Origin of the sequence: Achromobacter xylosoxidans (genome assembly GCF_001457475.1) — a bacterium.
Classification (GTDB): domain Bacteria; phylum Pseudomonadota; class Gammaproteobacteria; order Burkholderiales; family Burkholderiaceae_B; genus Achromobacter; species Achromobacter xylosoxidans.
This window is the reverse complement of sequence record NZ_LN831029.1, coordinates 1,322,564-1,339,860: the sequence shown is the minus strand read 5'-3', so window position 1 is coordinate 1,339,860 and position 17,297 is coordinate 1,322,564. Positions and strand designations below refer to the sequence as shown.

Annotated in this window: 15 protein-coding genes; 12 read left to right on the top strand and 3 right to left on the bottom strand. The window is 68.0% G+C overall.

All coding sequences use genetic code 11. The features are described 5' to 3' along the window. Nucleotides 1–28 precede the first annotated feature (28 nt). Genes trxB through AT699_RS06140 form a run of 3 tightly spaced genes read left to right on the top strand, consistent with a single transcriptional unit; the run spans nucleotide 29 to nucleotide 1,987 of the window. Nucleotides 29–988: a thioredoxin-disulfide reductase gene (gene trxB, locus AT699_RS06150; protein WP_006389080.1), complete on the top strand. Its 960-nt coding sequence runs from the start codon at nucleotides 29–31 to the stop codon at nucleotides 986–988. Beyond that, the gene (locus tag AT699_RS06145) at nucleotides 975–1,661 is read left to right on the top strand and encodes a Smr/MutS family protein (RefSeq protein ID WP_024067997.1); all 687 of its coding nucleotides are present in this window, start codon (nucleotides 975–977) and stop codon (nucleotides 1,659–1,661) included. The genes trxB and AT699_RS06145 overlap by 14 nt, the downstream gene beginning before the upstream one ends. Then, on the top strand, nucleotides 1,658–1,987 hold the full coding sequence (locus AT699_RS06140; protein ID WP_006389077.1) for a DMT family transporter: 330 nt from the start codon (nucleotides 1,658–1,660) through the stop codon (nucleotides 1,985–1,987). Before AT699_RS06145 ends, AT699_RS06140 begins: the two co-directional genes overlap by 4 nt. 61 nt (nucleotides 1,988–2,048) lie before the next feature. On the opposite strand, the gene AT699_RS06135 is transcribed toward AT699_RS06140, so the two are convergent. After that, complete coding sequence (locus AT699_RS06135; protein ID WP_006389075.1) at nucleotides 2,049–4,142, bottom strand: sodium:solute symporter family protein; 2,094 nt, start codon at nucleotides 4,140–4,142, stop codon at nucleotides 2,049–2,051. After that, nucleotides 4,142–4,417, bottom strand: coding sequence for a DUF4212 domain-containing protein (locus tag AT699_RS06130; protein WP_006389072.1), 276 nt, complete (start codon nucleotides 4,415–4,417; stop codon nucleotides 4,142–4,144). Before AT699_RS06130 ends, AT699_RS06135 begins: the two co-directional genes overlap by 1 nt. Nucleotides 4,418–5,153: 736 nt before the next feature. On the opposite strand from AT699_RS06130, the gene kdpF reads away from it, so the two are divergent. The 9 genes from kdpF (at nucleotide 5,154) to AT699_RS06085 (ending at nucleotide 15,684) form a co-directional block, all read left to right on the top strand. Further along, the gene (kdpF, locus tag AT699_RS06125) at nucleotides 5,154–5,243 is read left to right on the top strand and encodes a K(+)-transporting ATPase subunit F (protein ID WP_035183859.1); all 90 of its coding nucleotides are present in this window, start codon (nucleotides 5,154–5,156) and stop codon (nucleotides 5,241–5,243) included. After that, on the top strand, nucleotides 5,243–7,039 hold the full coding sequence (gene kdpA, locus AT699_RS06120; RefSeq protein ID WP_024067995.1) for a potassium-transporting ATPase subunit KdpA: 1,797 nt from the start codon (nucleotides 5,243–5,245) through the stop codon (nucleotides 7,037–7,039). Before kdpF ends, kdpA begins: the two co-directional genes overlap by 1 nt. A 22-nt stretch (nucleotides 7,040–7,061) precedes the next feature. Then, the gene (gene kdpB / locus AT699_RS06115) at nucleotides 7,062–9,221 is read left to right on the top strand and encodes a potassium-transporting ATPase subunit KdpB (RefSeq protein ID WP_024067994.1); all 2,160 of its coding nucleotides are present in this window, start codon (nucleotides 7,062–7,064) and stop codon (nucleotides 9,219–9,221) included. A gap of 30 nt (nucleotides 9,222–9,251) precedes the next feature. Next, nucleotides 9,252–9,860, top strand: a complete 609-nt coding sequence (gene kdpC, locus AT699_RS06110) for a potassium-transporting ATPase subunit KdpC (protein WP_020924893.1) — start codon at nucleotides 9,252–9,254, stop codon at nucleotides 9,858–9,860. A 51-nt stretch (nucleotides 9,861–9,911) separates the two neighbouring features. Next, the gene (locus AT699_RS06105) at nucleotides 9,912–12,698 is read left to right on the top strand and encodes a sensor histidine kinase (protein ID WP_024067993.1); all 2,787 of its coding nucleotides are present in this window, start codon (nucleotides 9,912–9,914) and stop codon (nucleotides 12,696–12,698) included. A gap of 9 nt (nucleotides 12,699–12,707) precedes the next feature. Beyond that, the gene (gene kdpE, locus AT699_RS06100; protein ID WP_006389065.1) at nucleotides 12,708–13,400 is read left to right on the top strand and encodes a two-component system response regulator KdpE; all 693 of its coding nucleotides are present in this window, start codon (nucleotides 12,708–12,710) and stop codon (nucleotides 13,398–13,400) included. 162 nt (nucleotides 13,401–13,562) lie between these two features. Beyond that, a complete protein-coding gene (locus AT699_RS06095) occupies nucleotides 13,563–14,318 on the top strand; it encodes a TorF family putative porin (RefSeq protein ID WP_024067992.1) in 756 nt (251 codons plus the stop codon). 217 nt (nucleotides 14,319–14,535) lie between these two features. After that, nucleotides 14,536–14,781: a hypothetical protein gene (locus tag AT699_RS06090; protein ID WP_024067991.1), complete on the top strand. Its 246-nt coding sequence runs from the start codon at nucleotides 14,536–14,538 to the stop codon at nucleotides 14,779–14,781. 3 nt (nucleotides 14,782–14,784) lie between these two features. Further along, nucleotides 14,785–15,684: a 4-hydroxy-tetrahydrodipicolinate synthase family protein gene (locus AT699_RS06085; RefSeq protein WP_024067990.1), complete on the top strand. Its 900-nt coding sequence runs from the start codon at nucleotides 14,785–14,787 to the stop codon at nucleotides 15,682–15,684. Here the strand turns inward: AT699_RS06085 and AT699_RS06080 are convergent. Next, nucleotides 15,662–17,206 (bottom strand): methyl-accepting chemotaxis protein, encoded by a 1,545-nt coding sequence (locus AT699_RS06080; RefSeq protein ID WP_024067989.1) that lies wholly within the window; start codon nucleotides 17,204–17,206, stop codon nucleotides 15,662–15,664. The two genes, AT699_RS06085 and AT699_RS06080, sit on opposite strands and share 23 nt — an antisense overlap. Nucleotides 17,207–17,297 lie beyond the last annotated feature (91 nt).

Sequence of the window (17,297 nt, the reverse complement as noted above, 5' to 3'; positions counted from 1 at the left end):
TTGGGCGTTAACCTAAAGATACCCGCCCATGTCCACGCCTACGCACGCTAAAGTTTTGATACTCGGATCCGGCCCCGCCGGTTACACGGCGGCCGTCTATGCGGCACGCGCCAATCTGAGCCCTGTCCTTGTTACAGGTCTGGCCCAAGGCGGCCAGCTGATGACCACCACGGACGTCGACAACTGGCCGGCCGACGCCGAAGGCGTGCAAGGTCCGGACCTGATGCAGCGCTTCCAGAAGCACGCCGAGCGCTTCAACACCGAAATGCTGTTCGACCACATCGCCAAGGTCGACCTGTCCAAGCGCCCGTTCACCCTGACCGGCGACACCGGCAAGGTCTACACCTGCGACGCCCTGATCATCGCCACCGGCGCCTCGGCCAAGTACCTGGGCCTGCCTTCCGAGGAGTCCTTCATGGGCCGCGGCGTGTCCGGCTGCGCCACCTGCGACGGCTTTTTCTACCGCAACCAGGACGTGGTCGTGGTCGGCGGCGGCAACACCGCCGTCGAAGAAGCCCTGTACCTGTCCAACATCTGCCGCAAGGTCACCCTGATCCACCGCCGCGACAAGTTCCGCGCCGAACCGATCCTGGTCGACAAGCTGATGAGCAAGGTCGAGAACGGCAACATGGAACTGAAGCTGTTCCACACGCTGGAAGAAGTGCTGGGCGACGACAGCGGCGTCACCGGCGTGCGCGTGCGCCACGTCGACACCGGCGCCACCGAAGACCTGAAAGCCACCGGCGCCTTCATCGCCATCGGCCACCAGCCCAACACCGGGATCTTCGAGGGTCAGCTCGAAATGAAGGACGGCTACATCGTCACCAAGAGCGGCCTGTCCGGCATGGCCACCATGACCTCGGTGCCGGGCGTGTTCGCCGCCGGCGACGTGCAGGACCACGTCTATCGCCAGGCCATCACCAGCGCCGGCACGGGCTGCATGGCCGCCCTGGACGCACAACGGTGGCTGGAGAATGCGGGGCAATAAGGTCGGCGCGGCCGACCTGAAACGCCTCAAGAAAGACCTGCAGGCCGAGCAGGAGCGCGCCGCCCTCGCCCAGCGCGTGGCGGCGCTGAAGAAAGCCGCGCCGGCGCCCGGCGCGGACACCGATCCGGCCGACGACATGGCCGCGTTCCGGCGCACCATGCAGTCGGTCAAGCCCATCAAGCAGGTCGCGCGCGCCGAACACAAGCCGGCGCCGCAAGCGGCCCCGGCCCTGCGCCGCGCCAACGCGCTGGGCGAAACCGCCACGCGAGCCGACGCCGGCGTTTCGGATGGCGGCGAAATCACGCACCTGCTGTCCGAAGGCGGCACCGCCTTCGTGCGCGGCGACGCCGCCCCCGACACCGCGCGCAACCTGCGCCGCGGCCAGTGGCGCGCCGGCGCCGAGCTCGACCTGCACGGCCTGCGCGTGGAACAGGCGCGCCACGCCATGCTGTCGTTCCTGGACGAGTGCCAGGAACACGGCATCCGCTGCGTGCGCATCGTGCATGGCAAGGGCTATGGCTCGCAGGGCCTGGAACCGGTGCTCAAGGACAAGGCCCGCACCTGGCTGGTGCAGAAGAACGAAGTGCTGGCGTTTTCCGAGGCGCCCGAGCGCGAAGGCGGCGCGGGCGCCCTGCTGGTGCTGCTGCGGCAATCGGAAGGGCCGCGCAAATGAAGTGGCTCTACCTGGGCATCGCCATCGTCGCCGAGATCTTCGCCACCAGCGCCCTGAAAAGCTCCGAGGGTTTTTCGCGCCTGGTGCCATCGGTGGTGACGGTGTTCGGCTACATGATCTCGTTCTATTTCCTGTCGCTGACGCTGCGCGAGGTGCCGGTCGGCATCGCCTACGCCATCTGGTCGGGCGTGGGCATCGTGCTGATCTCCATCGTCGGCGCGCTGTTCTTCAGGCAGCACCTGGACACCCCCGCGTTGATCGGCATTGGCCTGATCATCGCCGGCGTGGTGGTCATGAACGTCTTCTCGAAGTCCGTGTCGCACTGAGCCGCCCCGAGCGTTCCGCACGCCTGCGGGATTCACCCGACCTACCCGCCATCCGGCACGATCAGGTCGTGCCGTTTTCTGCGGGCGGCCTGGGCGCGCCCGGATGGCGCAGGTAATCCACCAACGCCAACGTGGCGCGGTCCGGCGGCGGCGTCAGCAGCGACACCACGATGATCGTCAGGAATGCCACCGGTGCGCCGAACACGCCGGCCGCGATCGGCTGGATACCCCACCACAGGTCCACCGGCTGGGTCCGCGAAATCCCCAGCACCCACTCGCGCAGCCACGGATGCGTATGCGTCATGTAGGCAAAGGTCACCAGCAGCCCCGCCGCCATGCCGAGCGTGGCGCCCCATTTGTTGGCGCGGCGCCAGAACACGCCCATCACCAGCGCCGGAAAGAACGACGAGGCCGCGAACGAGAACGCCGCCGACACCATGAACAGAATGTCGGCCGGCTTGCGCGCCGCCACCCAGGCCGCGCCGAACGCCACCACCAGCAGCAGGATCTTGGACACCATCACCCGCCGCGCCGCCGACATGCGCGGCGACACCATCCGGTACCACATGTCGTGCGACAGCGAATTGGACAGGGTCAGCAGCAGGCCATCGGCGGTGGACAGCGCCGCCGCCAGGCCGCCGGCCGCCACCAGCCCCGAGATCACATAGGGCAGCCCGCCGATCTCGGGCATCGCCAGCACCACCACGTCCGCGCCCATGCTGATTTCGCTGAGCTGGACCACGCCGTCACGATTGATGTCGGTGACGTCCAGCAGGTTGCTGTCGACCGCGCTCCAGGCATGCACCCAATTCGGCAGGCTGAGGAAATTCGACCCCACCACCTGCGTGTAGACCTCGTACTTGACCAGCAGCGCCAACGCCGGCGCCATGAAATACAGCAGCAGGATGAACAGCAGCGACCAGCACACCGAACGCCGCGCTTCCACCACCGACGAGGTGGTATATGAGCGCATCAGGATGTGCGGCATCCCCGCGGTGCCCAGCATCAGGCACAGCACCAGCGCCAGGAAATTGATGCGCATGTTGCGGCGCTCGTCCGGATCGCTGGACGGGAACGGTTCCGCATGCGGGGTCGGCGGCGCGGCCCGGGCCTCGAAAGTGGCCTTGGCCTGCGACCAGGCGATGCGCGCCTCTTCCACCGTCGGCGGAAATGCCGCCAGCTCGCGTTCGACCGAGCGGATCTCGACCATGGGCGCATCGCTGGCGTTGAGCTGGGCCAGGCGACTGCGCAGCTTGTCCTTTTCCAGCGCCCAGGACTCGGGCAGGTCATGGACCCGTTGCGCCATCTCGTCGGCGCGCTCCTGCCACAGGCGGCGCGCCTCGATTTCGGCGGGGTCGTTGCGCAGGTAGACCTCTTTTTCCGTCACTTCCTGCAGCACCACGCCGGCCGACAGCTGCGGCACCGGCATGTCGGTGTGCTTGATCGACAGCCACACCACCGGCACCAGGTAGGCGATCACCAGGATGATGTACTGTCCCACCTGGGTCCAGGTGACGGCGCGCATGCCGCCCAGGAACGAACAGACCAGCATGCCGCCCAGCGCCACGAAAATGCCCAGTTCGAACGAGATGCCGGTCATGCGCGTGGTGATGATGCCCACGCCGTAGATCTGCGCCACCAGATAGGTGAACGAACAGAGAATGGCGCAGGCCACGCCCGCCAGCCGCGGCAGGTTGCCGCCATAGCGCGCGCCCATGAAGTCGGGAATGGTGTATTGGCCGAAGCGGCGCAGGTACGGCGCCAGCAGCATCGCCACCAGCACATAGCCGCCGGTCCATCCCATGATGTAGGCTAGGCCGCCGTAGCCCGTCAGGTAGAGCGTGCCGGCGACCCCGATGAACGAGGCCACCGACATCCAGTCGGCCGCGGTCGCCATGCCGTTGTAGATGGCCGGCACGCGCCGGCCGGCGACGTAGTATTCCACCTGGTCCGAGGTGCGGCAGACGATGCCGATGCCGGCATACAGGCTCACGGTCACCAGCAGGAAGACGTAGCCGATCCAGTTGCGCGGCAGGCCCAGGATCTCGGCCAGCGCCATCAGCAGGATCATCAACGCGAAGCCGGCCGTATACAGCACGTAGATGCGGCGCAGCCGGATCCTGAATTGCTGCGGGGTATCTCCGCCGAACGGCATCAGCGGTTCTCCTTGGCCTCTTCCCCGCGTTGGTCGGCGCGGTTCATGATCCGGGCGTAGATGCAGATGATGATGAGGTACGCCAAGGGGGCGCCGTAGGCCGCCATCCAGAACGAGAACGGCCAGCCGATGAAATCGAACGACAGGCCTCGGGCAAAGTAGGAGGGGATGAACGTCAGCGCTGCCCAGACGAGCGCCAGCAGCGCGATCAGGCGCACATTGCGACGCCAATAGCGGGACGGGGTGGGCTCGGGGGAAACGCGGGATTCCGGCATAGCTGGCGTGAGCGAAACCTGAGGAATATCGCGAAACGCGGCGCTAGAAAACCCTGGCTGGACGAAATACGGGCTTTTTATGCGACAACGGCCGGCACTGCCTGGTGCCAGCCGTTGTGCGTTTTGCTTTTCTTGAGTACTGCTACTTTTTTATGTACCGGTGCCGCCGGTAATTGCCCATGCAGGGCTTTGTCTCCTCACCTGCATGGGAAGAGATTCTGCACCAGATGCGGGAATGCCACACTAGGGGAATGCCCTAATTCGGCGCATTCATTTACATATTCCATGCACCACATCAGTGCATTTTGGCATCTCTGTTCTAAATATTGGGATTTTTCCCGCCCAAAACCGCTTTCCGGAAGGGGGCGGCGCACCCGGTTTTGAGCCAGCCTCAACAACGCCCGCGCCGCCGCCCGGATCCGGGCACCCGCGTCGCGCCATCTCGGCGCATCCGTGACCGGGATTATGGCAGCGCGTCTTTACGTTCCGTTTACACCCCCCCGCCAAAGCTATACCCCGTTTTTACCCCCCGCTCCGTAACCTGCCGGTGTCCTGATTGGTCACTACGCCCGCGCGGTCCGCATCCCCTTTGCCGCGCCGGTTCGTCGTTCGAAGGGAGCCTGGCTCCCGGGAGGAAAAACGTGGATGCCATCTATATCGCGATCTTCGCCGTCATGGCGGGGCTGACCTACGCCCTGCTCCGATTCTGCGAAGCCTTGTCCTCGGGAGAGCAATCATGAGCTGGCTCTACTGGCTGAGCGGCCTCACGGCCGCGCTGCTGTTCGTGTACCTGCTGGTCGCCCTGTTCAAACCGGAGAAGTTCTGATGACTGCCGAATTCGTCGGACTGCTGGTCGTGTACCTGGCGGTCCTGCTCGCGATCGCGCCCTTTCTCGGGCGCTACATCCGCATCGCCATGGAAAACGGGCAATCCCGGCTGACCGCCTGGGGCCGCCCGCTGGAACGCGGCATCTATCGGCTGGCGGGCATCGACCCGCAGGCCGAAATGGGCTGGAAGCGCTACGCGCTGGCGGTGCTGGCCTTCAACATCCTGGGCATCGTGGCGGTCTATGCGCTGCAACGCCTGCAGGGCCTGCTGCCGCTGAACCCGGCCGGCATGGGCGCCGTCTCGCCCGACTCATCGCTCAACACCGCCATCAGCTTCGTGGCCAACACCAACTGGCAAGGCTACGGTGGCGAATCGACCATGAGCTACCTGACGCAGATGTTGGCGCTGACGGTGCAGAACTTCGTCTCGGCCGCCACCGGCATCGCGGTGCTGTTCGCGCTGATCCGCGGACTGGCGCGCCACTGTTCGGCCACGCTGGGCAACTTCTGGGCCGACATGGTGCGCTGCACGCTGTACGTGCTGCTGCCGCTGTCGCTGGTGCTGGCCCTGGCGCTGGTGAGCCAGGGCGTGCTGCAGAACTTCAACGACTACCAGGAAGTGCAGACGGTCGAAGCCCTGCACTATGACCAGCCGCGCGTCGACGCCCAGGGCCAGCCGGTGCTGGACGCCAAGGGCCAGCCCGTGACCGACCCGGCAATCACCCGCACGCAGACGCTGGCCATGGGCCCGGTCGCCTCGCAGGAGGCAATCAAGATGCTGGGCACCAACGGCGGCGGCTTCTTCAACGCCAACTCGGCCCATCCATTCGAGAACCCGACCGCGCTGTCGAACTTCCTGGAAATGCTGGCGATCCTGGTGATCCCGGCGGCGCTGTGCTTCAGCTTCGGTGAAATGGTGGGCAGCCGGCGCCAGGGCATCGCCATCCTCGCGGCCATGACGCTGCTGTTCGCCGTGTTCGCGCTGAGCGCCGCCTATTTCGAGCAACAGCCCAACCCGATGGCCGCGCAGGCCGGGGCCGACAGCGCCATGAGCGTGCTTTCGCCGGGCGGCAACATGGAAGGCAAGGAAACCCGCTTCGGCATCGCCGCCACCTCGCTGTTCGCCACCGTCACCACGGCGGCGTCGTGCGGAGCGGTCAACGGCATGCACGATTCGCTCAACGCCATGGGCGGCCTGACGCCGATGCTGCTGATGCAATTGGGCGAGGTGGTCTACGGCGGGGTCGGCTCCGGCCTGTACGGCATGCTGGCCTTCGCCATCCTCGGCGTCTTCATCGCCGGACTGATGATCGGCCGCACGCCCGAGTACCTGGGCAAGAAGATCGAGGCCTACGACATGAAGATGGTCTCGATCGTGATCCTGGCGACGCCGCTGCTGGTGCTGGGCGGCACCGCGCTGGCGGTCTCGGCGACGGCCGGCCAGGCTGGCGTGCTGAACCCCGGCATCCACGGCTTCTCCGAGGTCCTGTACGCCCTGTCCTCGGCCGCCAACAACAACGGCAGCGCCTTCGCCGGCCTCTCGGCCAACACGCCCTTCTACAACGTGCTGCTGGGAACCGCGATGTGGTTCGGCCGCTTCGCCGTCATCGTTGCCGTGCTGGCGATGGCCGGCTCGCTGGGGGCCAAGCGCCGCCTGCCCGCCGGGCCCGGCAGCATGCCCACCACGGGCCCCCTCTTCGTCGTGCTGCTGATCGGCGCGGTGCTGCTGGTGGGCGCCCTGACTTATGTGCCCGCGCTGGCCCTGGGCCCGGTCGCGGAACACCTGCAACCCTGAATGCAACAGGCTAGGAAAGAAAATGGCCAAGATTGATATGCCAACCCAAGGCGCCGGCGGCGGCGCCGCCCGCGCGCCCTCGGCCGCGCCGCACGAACGCACGTTCGGCATGTGGTCCGGCGCGCTGGTCGGCCCCGCCGTGGTCGACAGCCTGCGCAAGCTCTCGCCCGCGGCGCAGCTCAAGAACCCCGTGATGTTCGTGGTCTACGTGGGCAGCATCCTGACCACCATCCTGTGGATCATGGCGCTGCGCGGCCAGGCCGAGGCGCCGGCGGGCTTCATCCTCGCGATCACGGTATGGTTGTGGTTCACGGTCCTGTTCGCCAATTTCGCCGAAGCGCTGGCCGAAGGCCGCGGCAAGCAACAGGCCGCCACGCTGCGCGGCCTGCGCACCACCATCGACGCGCGCCTGCTCAAGGGCTTTCGCGACGAAGACGCGGCCACCGCCGACCCGGCGCGCTGGCGCGAACGGGCCGTCAAGCAGGCGTCCGGCCTGCTGCGCCGCAATGACGTGGTGCTGGTGCAAGCCGGCGAGACCATTCCCGGCGACGGCCAGGTCATCGCCGGCGTGGCCTCGGTGGACGAAAGCGCCATCACCGGCGAATCGGCGCCCGTCATCCGCGAATCCGGCGGCGACTTCTCCTCGGTCACCGGCGGCACGCGAGTGCTGTCCGACTGGATCTTCGTGCGCATCGCCGCCGATCCGGGCGAGAGCTTCCTGGACCGCATGATCGCCATGGTCGAAGGCGCCAAGCGCCAGAAGACGCCCAACGAACTGGCGTTGACCATTCTGCTGGTCGGCCTGACGGTGGTGTTCCTGCTGGTGGTGGCAACGCTCATGCCATTCTCGATCTACTCGGTCTCGGCCGCGGGCGGCGGCACCGCCGTCACGGTCACGGTGCTGGTGGCGCTGCTGGTGTGCCTGATCCCCACCACCATCGGCGGCCTGCTGTCGGCCATCGGCGTGGCGGGCATGAGCCGCATGATGGGCGCCAACGTCATCGCCACCTCGGGCCGCGCGGTGGAGGCCGCCGGCGACGTCGACGTGCTGCTGCTGGACAAGACCGGCACCATCACCTTCGGCAACCGCCAGGCCTCGACCTTCCTGCCCGCGCCCGGCGTGTCGCCGCGCGAACTCGCGGATGCGGCGCGCCTGGCCTCGCTGGCCGACGAAACGCCGGAAGGCCGCAGCATCGTGGCGCTGGCCGACAAGGCCATCCACGCCCCGGCCGTGCGCGCCCCGGACGCGGAATACGTGCCCTTCACCGCGCAGACCCGCATGAGCGGCGTCAACCTGAAGGATCGCGTCATCCGCAAGGGCGCGGTCGACGCGGTGCGCGCCTGGCTGGCCGCGCAGGATGCCACCGTGCCCGAGCAGGTGCTGCGCCTGGCCGAGGACGCGGCGCGCCGCGGCAGCACGCCGCTGATGGTCAGCGACGGCAACCGCGCGCTGGGCGTGGTCGAACTCAAGGACATCGTCAAGCCCGACATCCAGTCGCGCTTCGCCGAGCTGCGCCGCATGGGCATCAAGACGGTCATGATCACCGGCGACAACAAGCTCACCGCCGCGTCCATCGCCGCCGAAGCGGGTGTCGACGACTTCCTGGCCGAAGCCACGCCGGAAGCCAAGCTCAAGCTGATCCGCGCCTACCAGGGCGAAGGCCGCCTGGTGGCGATGACCGGCGACGGCACCAACGACGCGCCGGCGCTGGCGCAGGCCGACGTGGCGGTGGCGATGAACTCGGGCACGCAGGCCGCCAAGGAAGCCGGCAACATGGTGGACCTGGACTCCAACCCCACCAAGCTCATCGAGATCGTCGAGATCGGCAAGCAGATGCTGATGACGCGCGGCGCGCTCACCACCTTCAGCATCGCCAACGACGTGGCGAAGTACTTCGCCATCATCCCGGCCGCCTTCGCCACGGTGTATCCGCAGCTGAACCTGCTGAACATCATGGGCCTGGCCACGCCGGCCTCGGCCATCCTGTCGGCCGTCATCTTCAACGCGCTCATCATCATCGTGCTGATCCCGCTGGCGCTCAAGGGCGTGCGCTATCGGCCGCTGGGCGCCTCGGTCCTGCTGCGCCGCAATCTCCTCATCTACGGACTGGGCGGCCTGCTGGTGCCGTTCGCCGGCATCAAGCTGATCGACATGGTGCTGGCCGCTCTGGGCTGGGTCTGACCCGCGCCCGCCATTACGAAGGAACCCGTCATGAAACAAGCTCTTCCCCTGCCGCGCCAAGGCGGCATCCTGCGCCCCGCGCTGGTGGTCTTCGCCGCCCTGTCCCTGGTGACCGGCCTGGCCTATCCGTTCCTGACCACCGGCATCGCCGCCGCCGTGTTTCCTCACGAGGCCTCCGGCTCGCTGATCCGCCAGGGCGACAAGGTGGTCGGCTCGGAATGGATCGGCCAATCGTTCAGCGCGCCGCAGTACTTCTGGGGCCGGCCCTCGGCCACTTCGCCGATGCCGTACAACGGCGCCAACTCCGGCGGCTCGAACCTGGGCCCGCGCAATCCGGCGCTGGCCGAAGCGATCCAGGCGCGGATCGCCGCCCTCAAGGCGGCCGATCCCGACAACCCCACGCCGGTGCCGGTGGACCTGGTCACCGCCTCGGGCAGCGGCCTGGACCCGCACATCAGTCCGGCGGCCGCGGCCTACCAGGCCGCGCGCGTGGCCCGTGCCCGCCACCTGCCGCGGGAAAAGGTCGACGCCCTGATAGCAGCCCATACCAGCAAGCCCTGGCTGGGCGTGCTGGGCGACCCGGTCGTCAACGTGCTCAAGCTGAATCTGGCGCTGGACCAACTGGCGCCGGTGCAATGACGCGCCGGCGTATAGTATTGCCAGCCGTTTCCCTCCTTCACTTGCGCGTTCATGGCTGACAATGCTGGCGAGCGTCCCGATCCGGACGCGCTCTTGAAAGACCTCGACGATGCCGCGCGCCAGGCGGTGCGCGGCAAGTTGCGGGTCTACTTCGGCTCGTCCGCCGGCGTCGGCAAGACCTACGCCATGCTGGTGGCCGCGCGCGCGCAGGCGGCGCAAGGCGCCCGTGTACTGGCCGGCATCGTCGAAACGCACGGCCGGCGCGAAACCGCCGCCCTGCTCGAGGGCGTGGCGACCCTGCCGCTCAAGGACGTCGTCTACCGCGGCCACACGCTCAAGGAATTCGACCTGGACGGCGCGCTCGATGCCCATCCCGACCTGGTGCTGGTCGACGAGCTGGCCCATTCCAACGCGCCCGGCTCGCGCCACGCCAAGCGCTGGCAGGACATCCAGGAACTGCTGGCGGCCGGCATCGACGTCTGGACCACGCTCAACGTGCAGCACCTGGACAGCCTCAACGAGGCCGTCGGCAGCATCACCGGCGTGCGGGTCTGGGAGACCGTGCCCGACGAGGTCTTCGATGCCGCCGACGAAGTCATCCTGGTCGATCTTTCCGCCGACGAACTGCTGCGCCGCCTGAAGGAAGGCAAGGTCTACCTGCCCGAGCAGGCGCGCCACGCCACCCGCAATTTCTTCCGCAAGGGCAACCTGATCGCGCTGCGCGAACTGGCGCTGCGCCGCACCGCAGACCACGTCGACGACGACGTCCAGGCCTACCGCCGCGACCGCGCCATCGAACCCGTCTGGCGCACCCGCGAAGCGGTGGTGGCCTGCATCGGCTCCGATGCCGACGCCGACTACGTGATCCGCAGCGCCCATCGGCTCAGCCAGCAGCTGGAATGCGACCTGCACGTCGTCACCATCGACGCGCCGCGCGCCGCGCCGCCGCCGCAGGCCGAGCAGGAACGGCTGCAACGCAGCCTGGCCCTGGCCGATTCGCTCGGCGCGCGCTGCGAAACCCTGGCTGGCGGCGACATGGTCGACGCGGTGGTGCGCTACGTGCGCCGCCACAACATCACCAAGGCCATCATCGGCCGCACCCGCGCCAGCGGCCTGCAGCGCCTGCGCCTGTCGCTGTCGGCGCTGCTGACGGCGGCCATCAGCCCGGGCTGGCTGTGGCGCCGCCACAGTTTTGCCGACATGCTGGCCGCGGGCTGCCCCGAGATCGACATCATCCGCCTGGGCGCGCCGCCCTTGCCCGCCAGCAGCGCGCCCGGCCGCGATCCGCTGACGCTGGGCCGCCGCGGCCGCCAGGCGGCCGACGAACGAGGCCCGCTGGCGCTGGCCGGCTACGCCTGGGCGCTGTGCTATTGCGCGGTGGCCACCGCGCTGTCGGCGCTGGCCTTTCCGGCGCTGCACCAGACCAACATCGTCATGCTGTTCCTGCTGGCGGTGGTGGCGGTGGCGTTGCGCCATGGGCGCGGTCCGGCCGCCCTGGCCTCCATTGTCAGCGTGGGATTGTTCGATTTCTTCTTCGTGCAACCGCTGGCCTCCTTCGCGGTCTCGGACGTGCAGTACCTGCTGACCTTCGGCGTGCTGCTGGCCGTGGGCCTGCTGATCGGCCAGCTCACCGCCGGCCTGCGGCTGCAGGCGCAGGCCTCGGTCAAGCGCGAGGCCGACGCGCGCAGCCTGTATGAATTCGCGCGCGAGCTGTCCTCGGCGCTGCTGCCCGAGCAGATCGTCGCGTCCGCCGGCGCCTTCGTGCACGCCACCTTCGGCTCGCGCTGCGCGCTCTACATCCTGGGACTGGACGATCGCCTCAAGCTGGCCTCGCCCGCCGCCGCGGACATGCCGCCGCTGGAATCGGCGCTGGCCCAGTGGGTCTACGACCACGGCCAGCCGGCCGGCGCCGGCACCGCCACGCTGTCCAACAGCGACCTGCTGTACCTGCCGCTGAAGGCGCCGATGCGTACCCGTGGCGTGCTGGCGTTGGCGGCGCCGCGTCGCAGCCTGTTCTCGCAGCCCGACTCGCGCCGCCAGATCGAGGCCTACGCCACGCTCATCGCCATCGCCCTGGAACGATTGCACTACGTGGAAGTGGCGCAGCAGGCGCTGGTCAGCATGGAATCCGAAAAGCTGCGCAACTCGCTGCTGGCGGCGGTCTCGCACGACCTGCGCACCCCGCTCACCAGCCTGGTCGGCATGACCGACACGCTGATGCGGCGCCAGGACGCGCTGCCGGCCGACATCCAGGACACCATCCGCGCCATGCGCGACCAGGCCCAGCGCATGCACGCGCTGGTCGCCAACCTGCTGGACATGGCGCGGCTGCAGAGCCGCGACACGCCGCTGCGGCTGGAGTGGCAGTCGATCGAGGAACTGGTCGGCGCCTCGCTGGCCGCCATGCGCGAGCCGCTGGCATCGCATCGGATCTCGGTCGACAGCCTTTCCGGCCTGCCGCTGGTCGAATGCGACGGCGTGCTGATCGAGCGAGTGCTGTGCAACCTGCTGGAGAACGCCGCCAAGTACACCCCGGCCGGCAGCGCCATCCGCCTGCATGCCACGGCGCAGGACGGCGAGCTGCGTGTCGCGGTGTGCGACAACGGCCCCGGCGTGGCCCCCGGCGCCGAACGCCGCATCTTCGAGAAATTCACCCGCGGCGAACGCGAATCCGCCACGCCCGGCGTCGGCCTCGGCCTGGCCGTGTGCGAAGCCATCGTCAGCGCCCACCACGGCCGCATCTGGGTCGAACACGCGCCGGGCCAGTCCAGCGGCGCGCAGTTCGTCTTCACCCTGCCGTTGGGCACGCCGCCCCCGATCCAACCTGAAATCGCCTGAGCCCATCGCATGTTCGACTTTCAGCCCACCATCCTCATCATCGAGGACGACGCCAATATCCGCCGCTTCGTGCGCCAGGCCCTCGAGAGCGAAGGCTGTGCCGTGTACGAAGCCGACACCGTCAAGCGCGGCCTGATCGAGGCCGGCACGCGCCAGCCCGACGCCGTGGTGCTGGACCTGGGCCTGCCGGATGAAGACGGCATGACCCTTATCCGCGAACTGCGCGGCTGGACCGAAGTGCCGGTGCTGGTGCTGTCGGCGCGCACCGCCGAGGCCGACAAGGTGGCGGCGCTGGACGCCGGCGCCGACGACTACCTCACCAAGCCATTCGGCGTCAGCGAACTGCTGGCGCGGCTGCGCGTGCTGCTGCGGCGCCATGCCCGCGGCGGCGCCGGCAGCGCCGCCGAGATCAGCTTCGGCGACGTGCGCGTCGACTTCGCCAGGCGCGTGGTCGAGCGCGGCGGCCAGCACGTGCACCTGACCGCGATGGAATACCGCCTGCTGGCCGCGCTGCTGGCCCATCGCGGCAAGGTCATGACCCACCGCGAACTGCTGCGCGAGGTCTGGGGGCCTTCGCACGTGGAAAGCAATCACTACCTGCGCATCTACATGGGCCACCTGCGGCAGAAACTCGAAGCGGATCCGGCCCAGCCGGTCTATCTGCTGACCGAAATCGGCGTGGGCTACCGCTTCGCCGGCTAGGCGCGGGCGCGCTGAACTGAACGTGGCGGCGCCGTGCCGGGCGCGGGCGCGCACTACACCCATCATCATTGATGCGCCTTTTACGCCGGCCACGTAAGTCTTGTCTCGCCGTTTACGCCGCTTCTCCTATCTTGGCGATCCCGTCCAACACAGGAGAATCCCATGTCCCGCAACACCCTGGCCGCGCTTGCGCTGGTGGCCCTGGCCGCCCCTGCGCATGCCGCCGACAGCGCCACCGCCGACGCCCCCGAGTACACGCTGACCGCCAACGTCACCCTGGCCAGCCAGTACCGCTACCGCGGCCTGATGCAGACCAACAACAAGCCCGCCATCCAGGGCGGCTTCGATTTCACCCATGCCAGCGGCCTGTACCTGGGCAACTGGAACTCCAGCGTCAGCTGGCTCAATGACGGCAACAGCGATGTGTCGGCGCCAGTGGAAATGGACTTCTACGGCGGCTACAAGGGCAACCTGGCGGCGGACGTGCCGTTCGACCTGGGCGTGCTGCAGTATTACTACCCGGGCGACTACCCCTCCGGCTACACCAGCCCAGACACCACCGAACTGTACGCCGGCGTGGGTTACGGCCCGGTCATGTTCAAGTATTCCGTCGCCATGACCAACCTGTTCGGCTTCGCCGACAGCAAGTACAGCCAGTACTTCGACCTGAGCGGCAACTTCGACACCGGTTTCTGGGGCCTGACCGTCAACGCCCACGTCGGCCGCCAGACGGTCCGCAACCTCACCGACGGCGCCTACACCGACTGGAAGCTGGGCCTGACCAAGGACTTCGGCCAGGGCCTGGCCATCTCGGTCGCCTATATCGACACCAATGCCGACCGCGCGGTCTACACCAATAGCCGCGGCCGCTACATGGGCCGCGCCACCGGCCTGCTGTCGCTGACCAAGACGTTCTGACGCGCCCGGGCGTTGACGCGCTTTTTACGCTTCGCGCCCGCATTTATCGGCAGGTTTTACGGCCCGCTTTCTATAGTGGAATCGTCATCAACCAACCGGATACGCGCCAGCCAGCACGGCCGCCGCCCCGCCAGACACCATGATTCCCCGCCAAGAACGCAGCACGCGCGCCTCGTTTGATCGCCCCGCCCCGGCCCATGCGCCGCGGCCCGCGGAGATGGTTGCCCTGACCGTCAGGATCGACACCCTGGACGCCCTGAAGGTACGGCTGGCGCTGCACCGCGAACTGGGCGAGCGCATCGGCGTCTACGTGCTGTCGGTGGATCATGCGCATGGCCAGAGCATCCTGCAGCTGCAATGCGATCGCGGCCAGGTCGATGCCCTGATGCACGCGGTGATGTGTGGCCTGCCCCAGGCCGAGTTCGGCCCGCTGCGCCCGGCCGCCGCGATCACGGTGCAGTGAGCCATGGATACCTCGGTCCAAGCCACGTTCCCCGGCATCTGGCTGCCGATGGTCACGCCGATGCGCGGCGGGTACGTCGATTGCGAGGCCGCCCAGGCCCTGGCGCGCTACTACCGCAATGCCGGCATTGCCGGCCTGGTGCTGTTCGGCTCCACCGGCGAAGGCAACCTGCTGTCCATCCCCGAGAAGATCGAGATGATCGAGGCCATCCGCCGCGATCCGCACGCGCTGCCGCTGGTGTTCGGCGCCGGCGGCGTCGACACGCGCGGCGTGGCCGCCGCCATCCGCCGCCTGGACAAGTACGCCCCCGCCGGCTACCTGGTGCCGCCGCCCTACTACCTCGGCCCGTCGCAGCAGGGCATCCTGTGGCACTACCGGCAGATCGCCTGGGCCACCGAACGCCCCATCATCCTCTACAACATTCCCAAGCGCGCCGGCGTCTCCATGACCGTCGAGACCATGGAATCGCTGGCGCTGCTGCCCAATCTGCGCGCGGTCAAGGAATGCAATCCGGCCGCGCTGATGGCGTTGAACGCGCGCGGCCATCTCGAGGCGCTGTGCGGCGAAGACCTGGCGCTGCCCGACCATTTTCTGGCCGGCGGACGCGGCGCCATCCCCGCCGCCGCCCATCTGTTCCCCGACCGCTTCGTCGAGGTCATGCAGCTGGCGCGCGACGGCCACGCCGAGGCCGCGCGCGAGCTGTTCGAGCCGCTGCGCGGCCTGGCCCGCCTGCTGTTCGCCGAACCCAACCCGGCGCCGATCAAACGGGCTTTGGCGCTGCAGGGCCTGATCGCCGACGAACTGCGCCTGCCCATGACCAGCGCCAGCCGCGAACTGACGCCACGCCTGCAACGCGCGATGAGCGTGGTGCAGGGGTCGCCTAGTAGGCTGCAGACAGCTTGAACACCGCCACCGCGCGCGCCAGGTCGTCGGCCTGATCGTGCAGCGTGGCGGCGGACGCGGCGAACTCCTCGACCAGCGCCGCATTCTGCTGCGTCACGCTGTCCAGGTGCGTCACCGCCTGGTTGATCTGTTCGATGCCCACGCTCTGCTCGGCCGACGCGGTGGCGATCTCGCCCATCAACGGCGCGCTGGTCGCGGCCGATTGCAGCACGCTGCCCATGGTGGCGCTGGCCTGTTCCACCCGCTGGCTACCGCGCGCCACCGAATCCGACGATGCCTCGATCAGGGTCTTGATCTCCTTGGCGGCGGTGGCCGAGCGTTGCGCCAGCGCCCGCACTTCGCCTGCCACCACCGCGAACCCGCGGCCCTGCTCGCCGGCGCGCGCGGCCTCCACGGCGGCATTGAGCGCCAGGATATTGGTCTGGAAAGCGATTTCGTCGATCAGGCGGATGATCTCGTCGATCCGCTGCGAGCTTTGCGAGATCTCGTGCATCGCGTCGATCGCGTGCTGGGTTTCTTCGCTGCCCTGGCGCGCCAGCTGCGCCGATTCGCCCGCCAGCGCGCTCACCTGCTGCACGTGATCGGCGCTCTGCCTGGCGGTCGCGGTGATCTGTTCGACGCTGGCCGCGGTCTGCTCCAGTGCCGCCGCCTGCTTCTCGGTGCGGTCGTGCAAATCCATGCTGCCCGCGGCGATCTGGCGCGATGCGGCCGCGATCGAACCGGTGGAATGGACGATGCTGCGCACCGCCACGTCCAGCCGCTCCTGCATCAGCGCCATGGCATCGAACAACCGGCCGATTTCGCCGCGATGATGGCGCGAAACGATGCTCGACAGATCGCCATGCGCCACGCGTTCACAGACCGTCACCGCTTCATCGAGCGGACGAATGATGTGCGACCGGAAGAACCGCAGCGCCGCCGCCAGCAGCAGCACCAGCAGCAACAGCGTCACGCCGCCCTGGCGCCACAGCGTGGCGCGGAACGCCGCGTCGACGTCGTCCACATAAAGGCCCGTGAACATCAGCCAGCCCCATTCCGGGTCATGGGCGGCATAGCTGATCTTGGGCAGCGACGCTTCCGACCCCGGCCGCGGGAAGCGGTATTCGACAAAACCACCGCCCGCCCTGCCCCGCTCGTGGAGATTCTCGAAAATCGGCAGGCCATCGCTGTCCTTGACCGCGCGCACATTGGTGCCGGCGAGCTTCGCATCCGGATGCACCAGCAACGCATAGCCGTCGTCGAACACGCCGACGTAGCCGTCCGCGCCATAGCGCAGCTGCGCGAGGCGCTGCGCCACATTGCGCTTGGCCTGTTCGACGGACAGCCCCTCCTCGACGGCGCGTTGCTTGCCATTGCGCACGATACTGGCCGCCAGGTCGAGCACGTGGCGCAATTCGGTCTTGCGCTCGGCCAGCATCTCGGCGCGTCGTTCCCAGGCATCCCAGCCACCCAGGGCCAGCACCGCGACCCCGATCGCCAGCACGAACCACAGCAACTCCCTGCGCAAGCTTGAATTCTTCATAGGCCCTCTTTCCTGATGTCCTTCCGCGTCCGCAACCAAAGACGGCGAAATGTGACGATTTATCTGTTGCGTCTGATCAGAATACGAGGGA

Excerpts from the sequence above, each read along its gene's own strand:
- AT699_RS06145 (WP_024067997.1), top strand. The coding sequence starts at position 975 with ATGCGGGGCAATAAGGTCGGCGCGGCCGACCTGAAACGCCTCAAGAAA.
- trxB (WP_006389080.1), top strand. The coding sequence starts at position 29 with ATGTCCACGCCTACGCACGCTAAAGTTTTGATACTCGGATCCGGCCCC.
- kdpF (WP_035183859.1), top strand. The coding sequence starts at position 5,154 with ATGAGCTGGCTCTACTGGCTGAGCGGCCTCACGGCCGCGCTGCTGTTC.
- AT699_RS06085 (WP_024067990.1), top strand. The coding sequence starts at position 14,785 with ATGGATACCTCGGTCCAAGCCACGTTCCCCGGCATCTGGCTGCCGATG.
- AT699_RS06140 (WP_006389077.1), top strand. The coding sequence starts at position 1,658 with ATGAAGTGGCTCTACCTGGGCATCGCCATCGTCGCCGAGATCTTCGCC.
- AT699_RS06090 (WP_024067991.1), top strand. The coding sequence starts at position 14,536 with ATGGTTGCCCTGACCGTCAGGATCGACACCCTGGACGCCCTGAAGGTA.
- kdpE (WP_006389065.1), top strand. The coding sequence starts at position 12,708 with ATGTTCGACTTTCAGCCCACCATCCTCATCATCGAGGACGACGCCAAT.
- AT699_RS06080 (WP_024067989.1), bottom strand. The coding sequence starts at position 17,206 with ATGAAGAATTCAAGCTTGCGCAGGGAGTTGCTGTGGTTCGTGCTGGCG.
- AT699_RS06130 (WP_006389072.1), bottom strand. The coding sequence starts at position 4,417 with ATGCCGGAATCCCGCGTTTCCCCCGAGCCCACCCCGTCCCGCTATTGG.
- kdpC (WP_020924893.1), top strand. The coding sequence starts at position 9,252 with ATGAAACAAGCTCTTCCCCTGCCGCGCCAAGGCGGCATCCTGCGCCCC.
- AT699_RS06105 (WP_024067993.1), top strand. The coding sequence starts at position 9,912 with ATGGCTGACAATGCTGGCGAGCGTCCCGATCCGGACGCGCTCTTGAAA.
- AT699_RS06135 (WP_006389075.1), bottom strand. The coding sequence starts at position 4,142 with ATGCCGTTCGGCGGAGATACCCCGCAGCAATTCAGGATCCGGCTGCGC.
- AT699_RS06095 (WP_024067992.1), top strand. The coding sequence starts at position 13,563 with ATGTCCCGCAACACCCTGGCCGCGCTTGCGCTGGTGGCCCTGGCCGCC.
- kdpA (WP_024067995.1), top strand. The coding sequence starts at position 5,243 with ATGACTGCCGAATTCGTCGGACTGCTGGTCGTGTACCTGGCGGTCCTG.
- kdpB (WP_024067994.1), top strand. The coding sequence starts at position 7,062 with ATGGCCAAGATTGATATGCCAACCCAAGGCGCCGGCGGCGGCGCCGCC.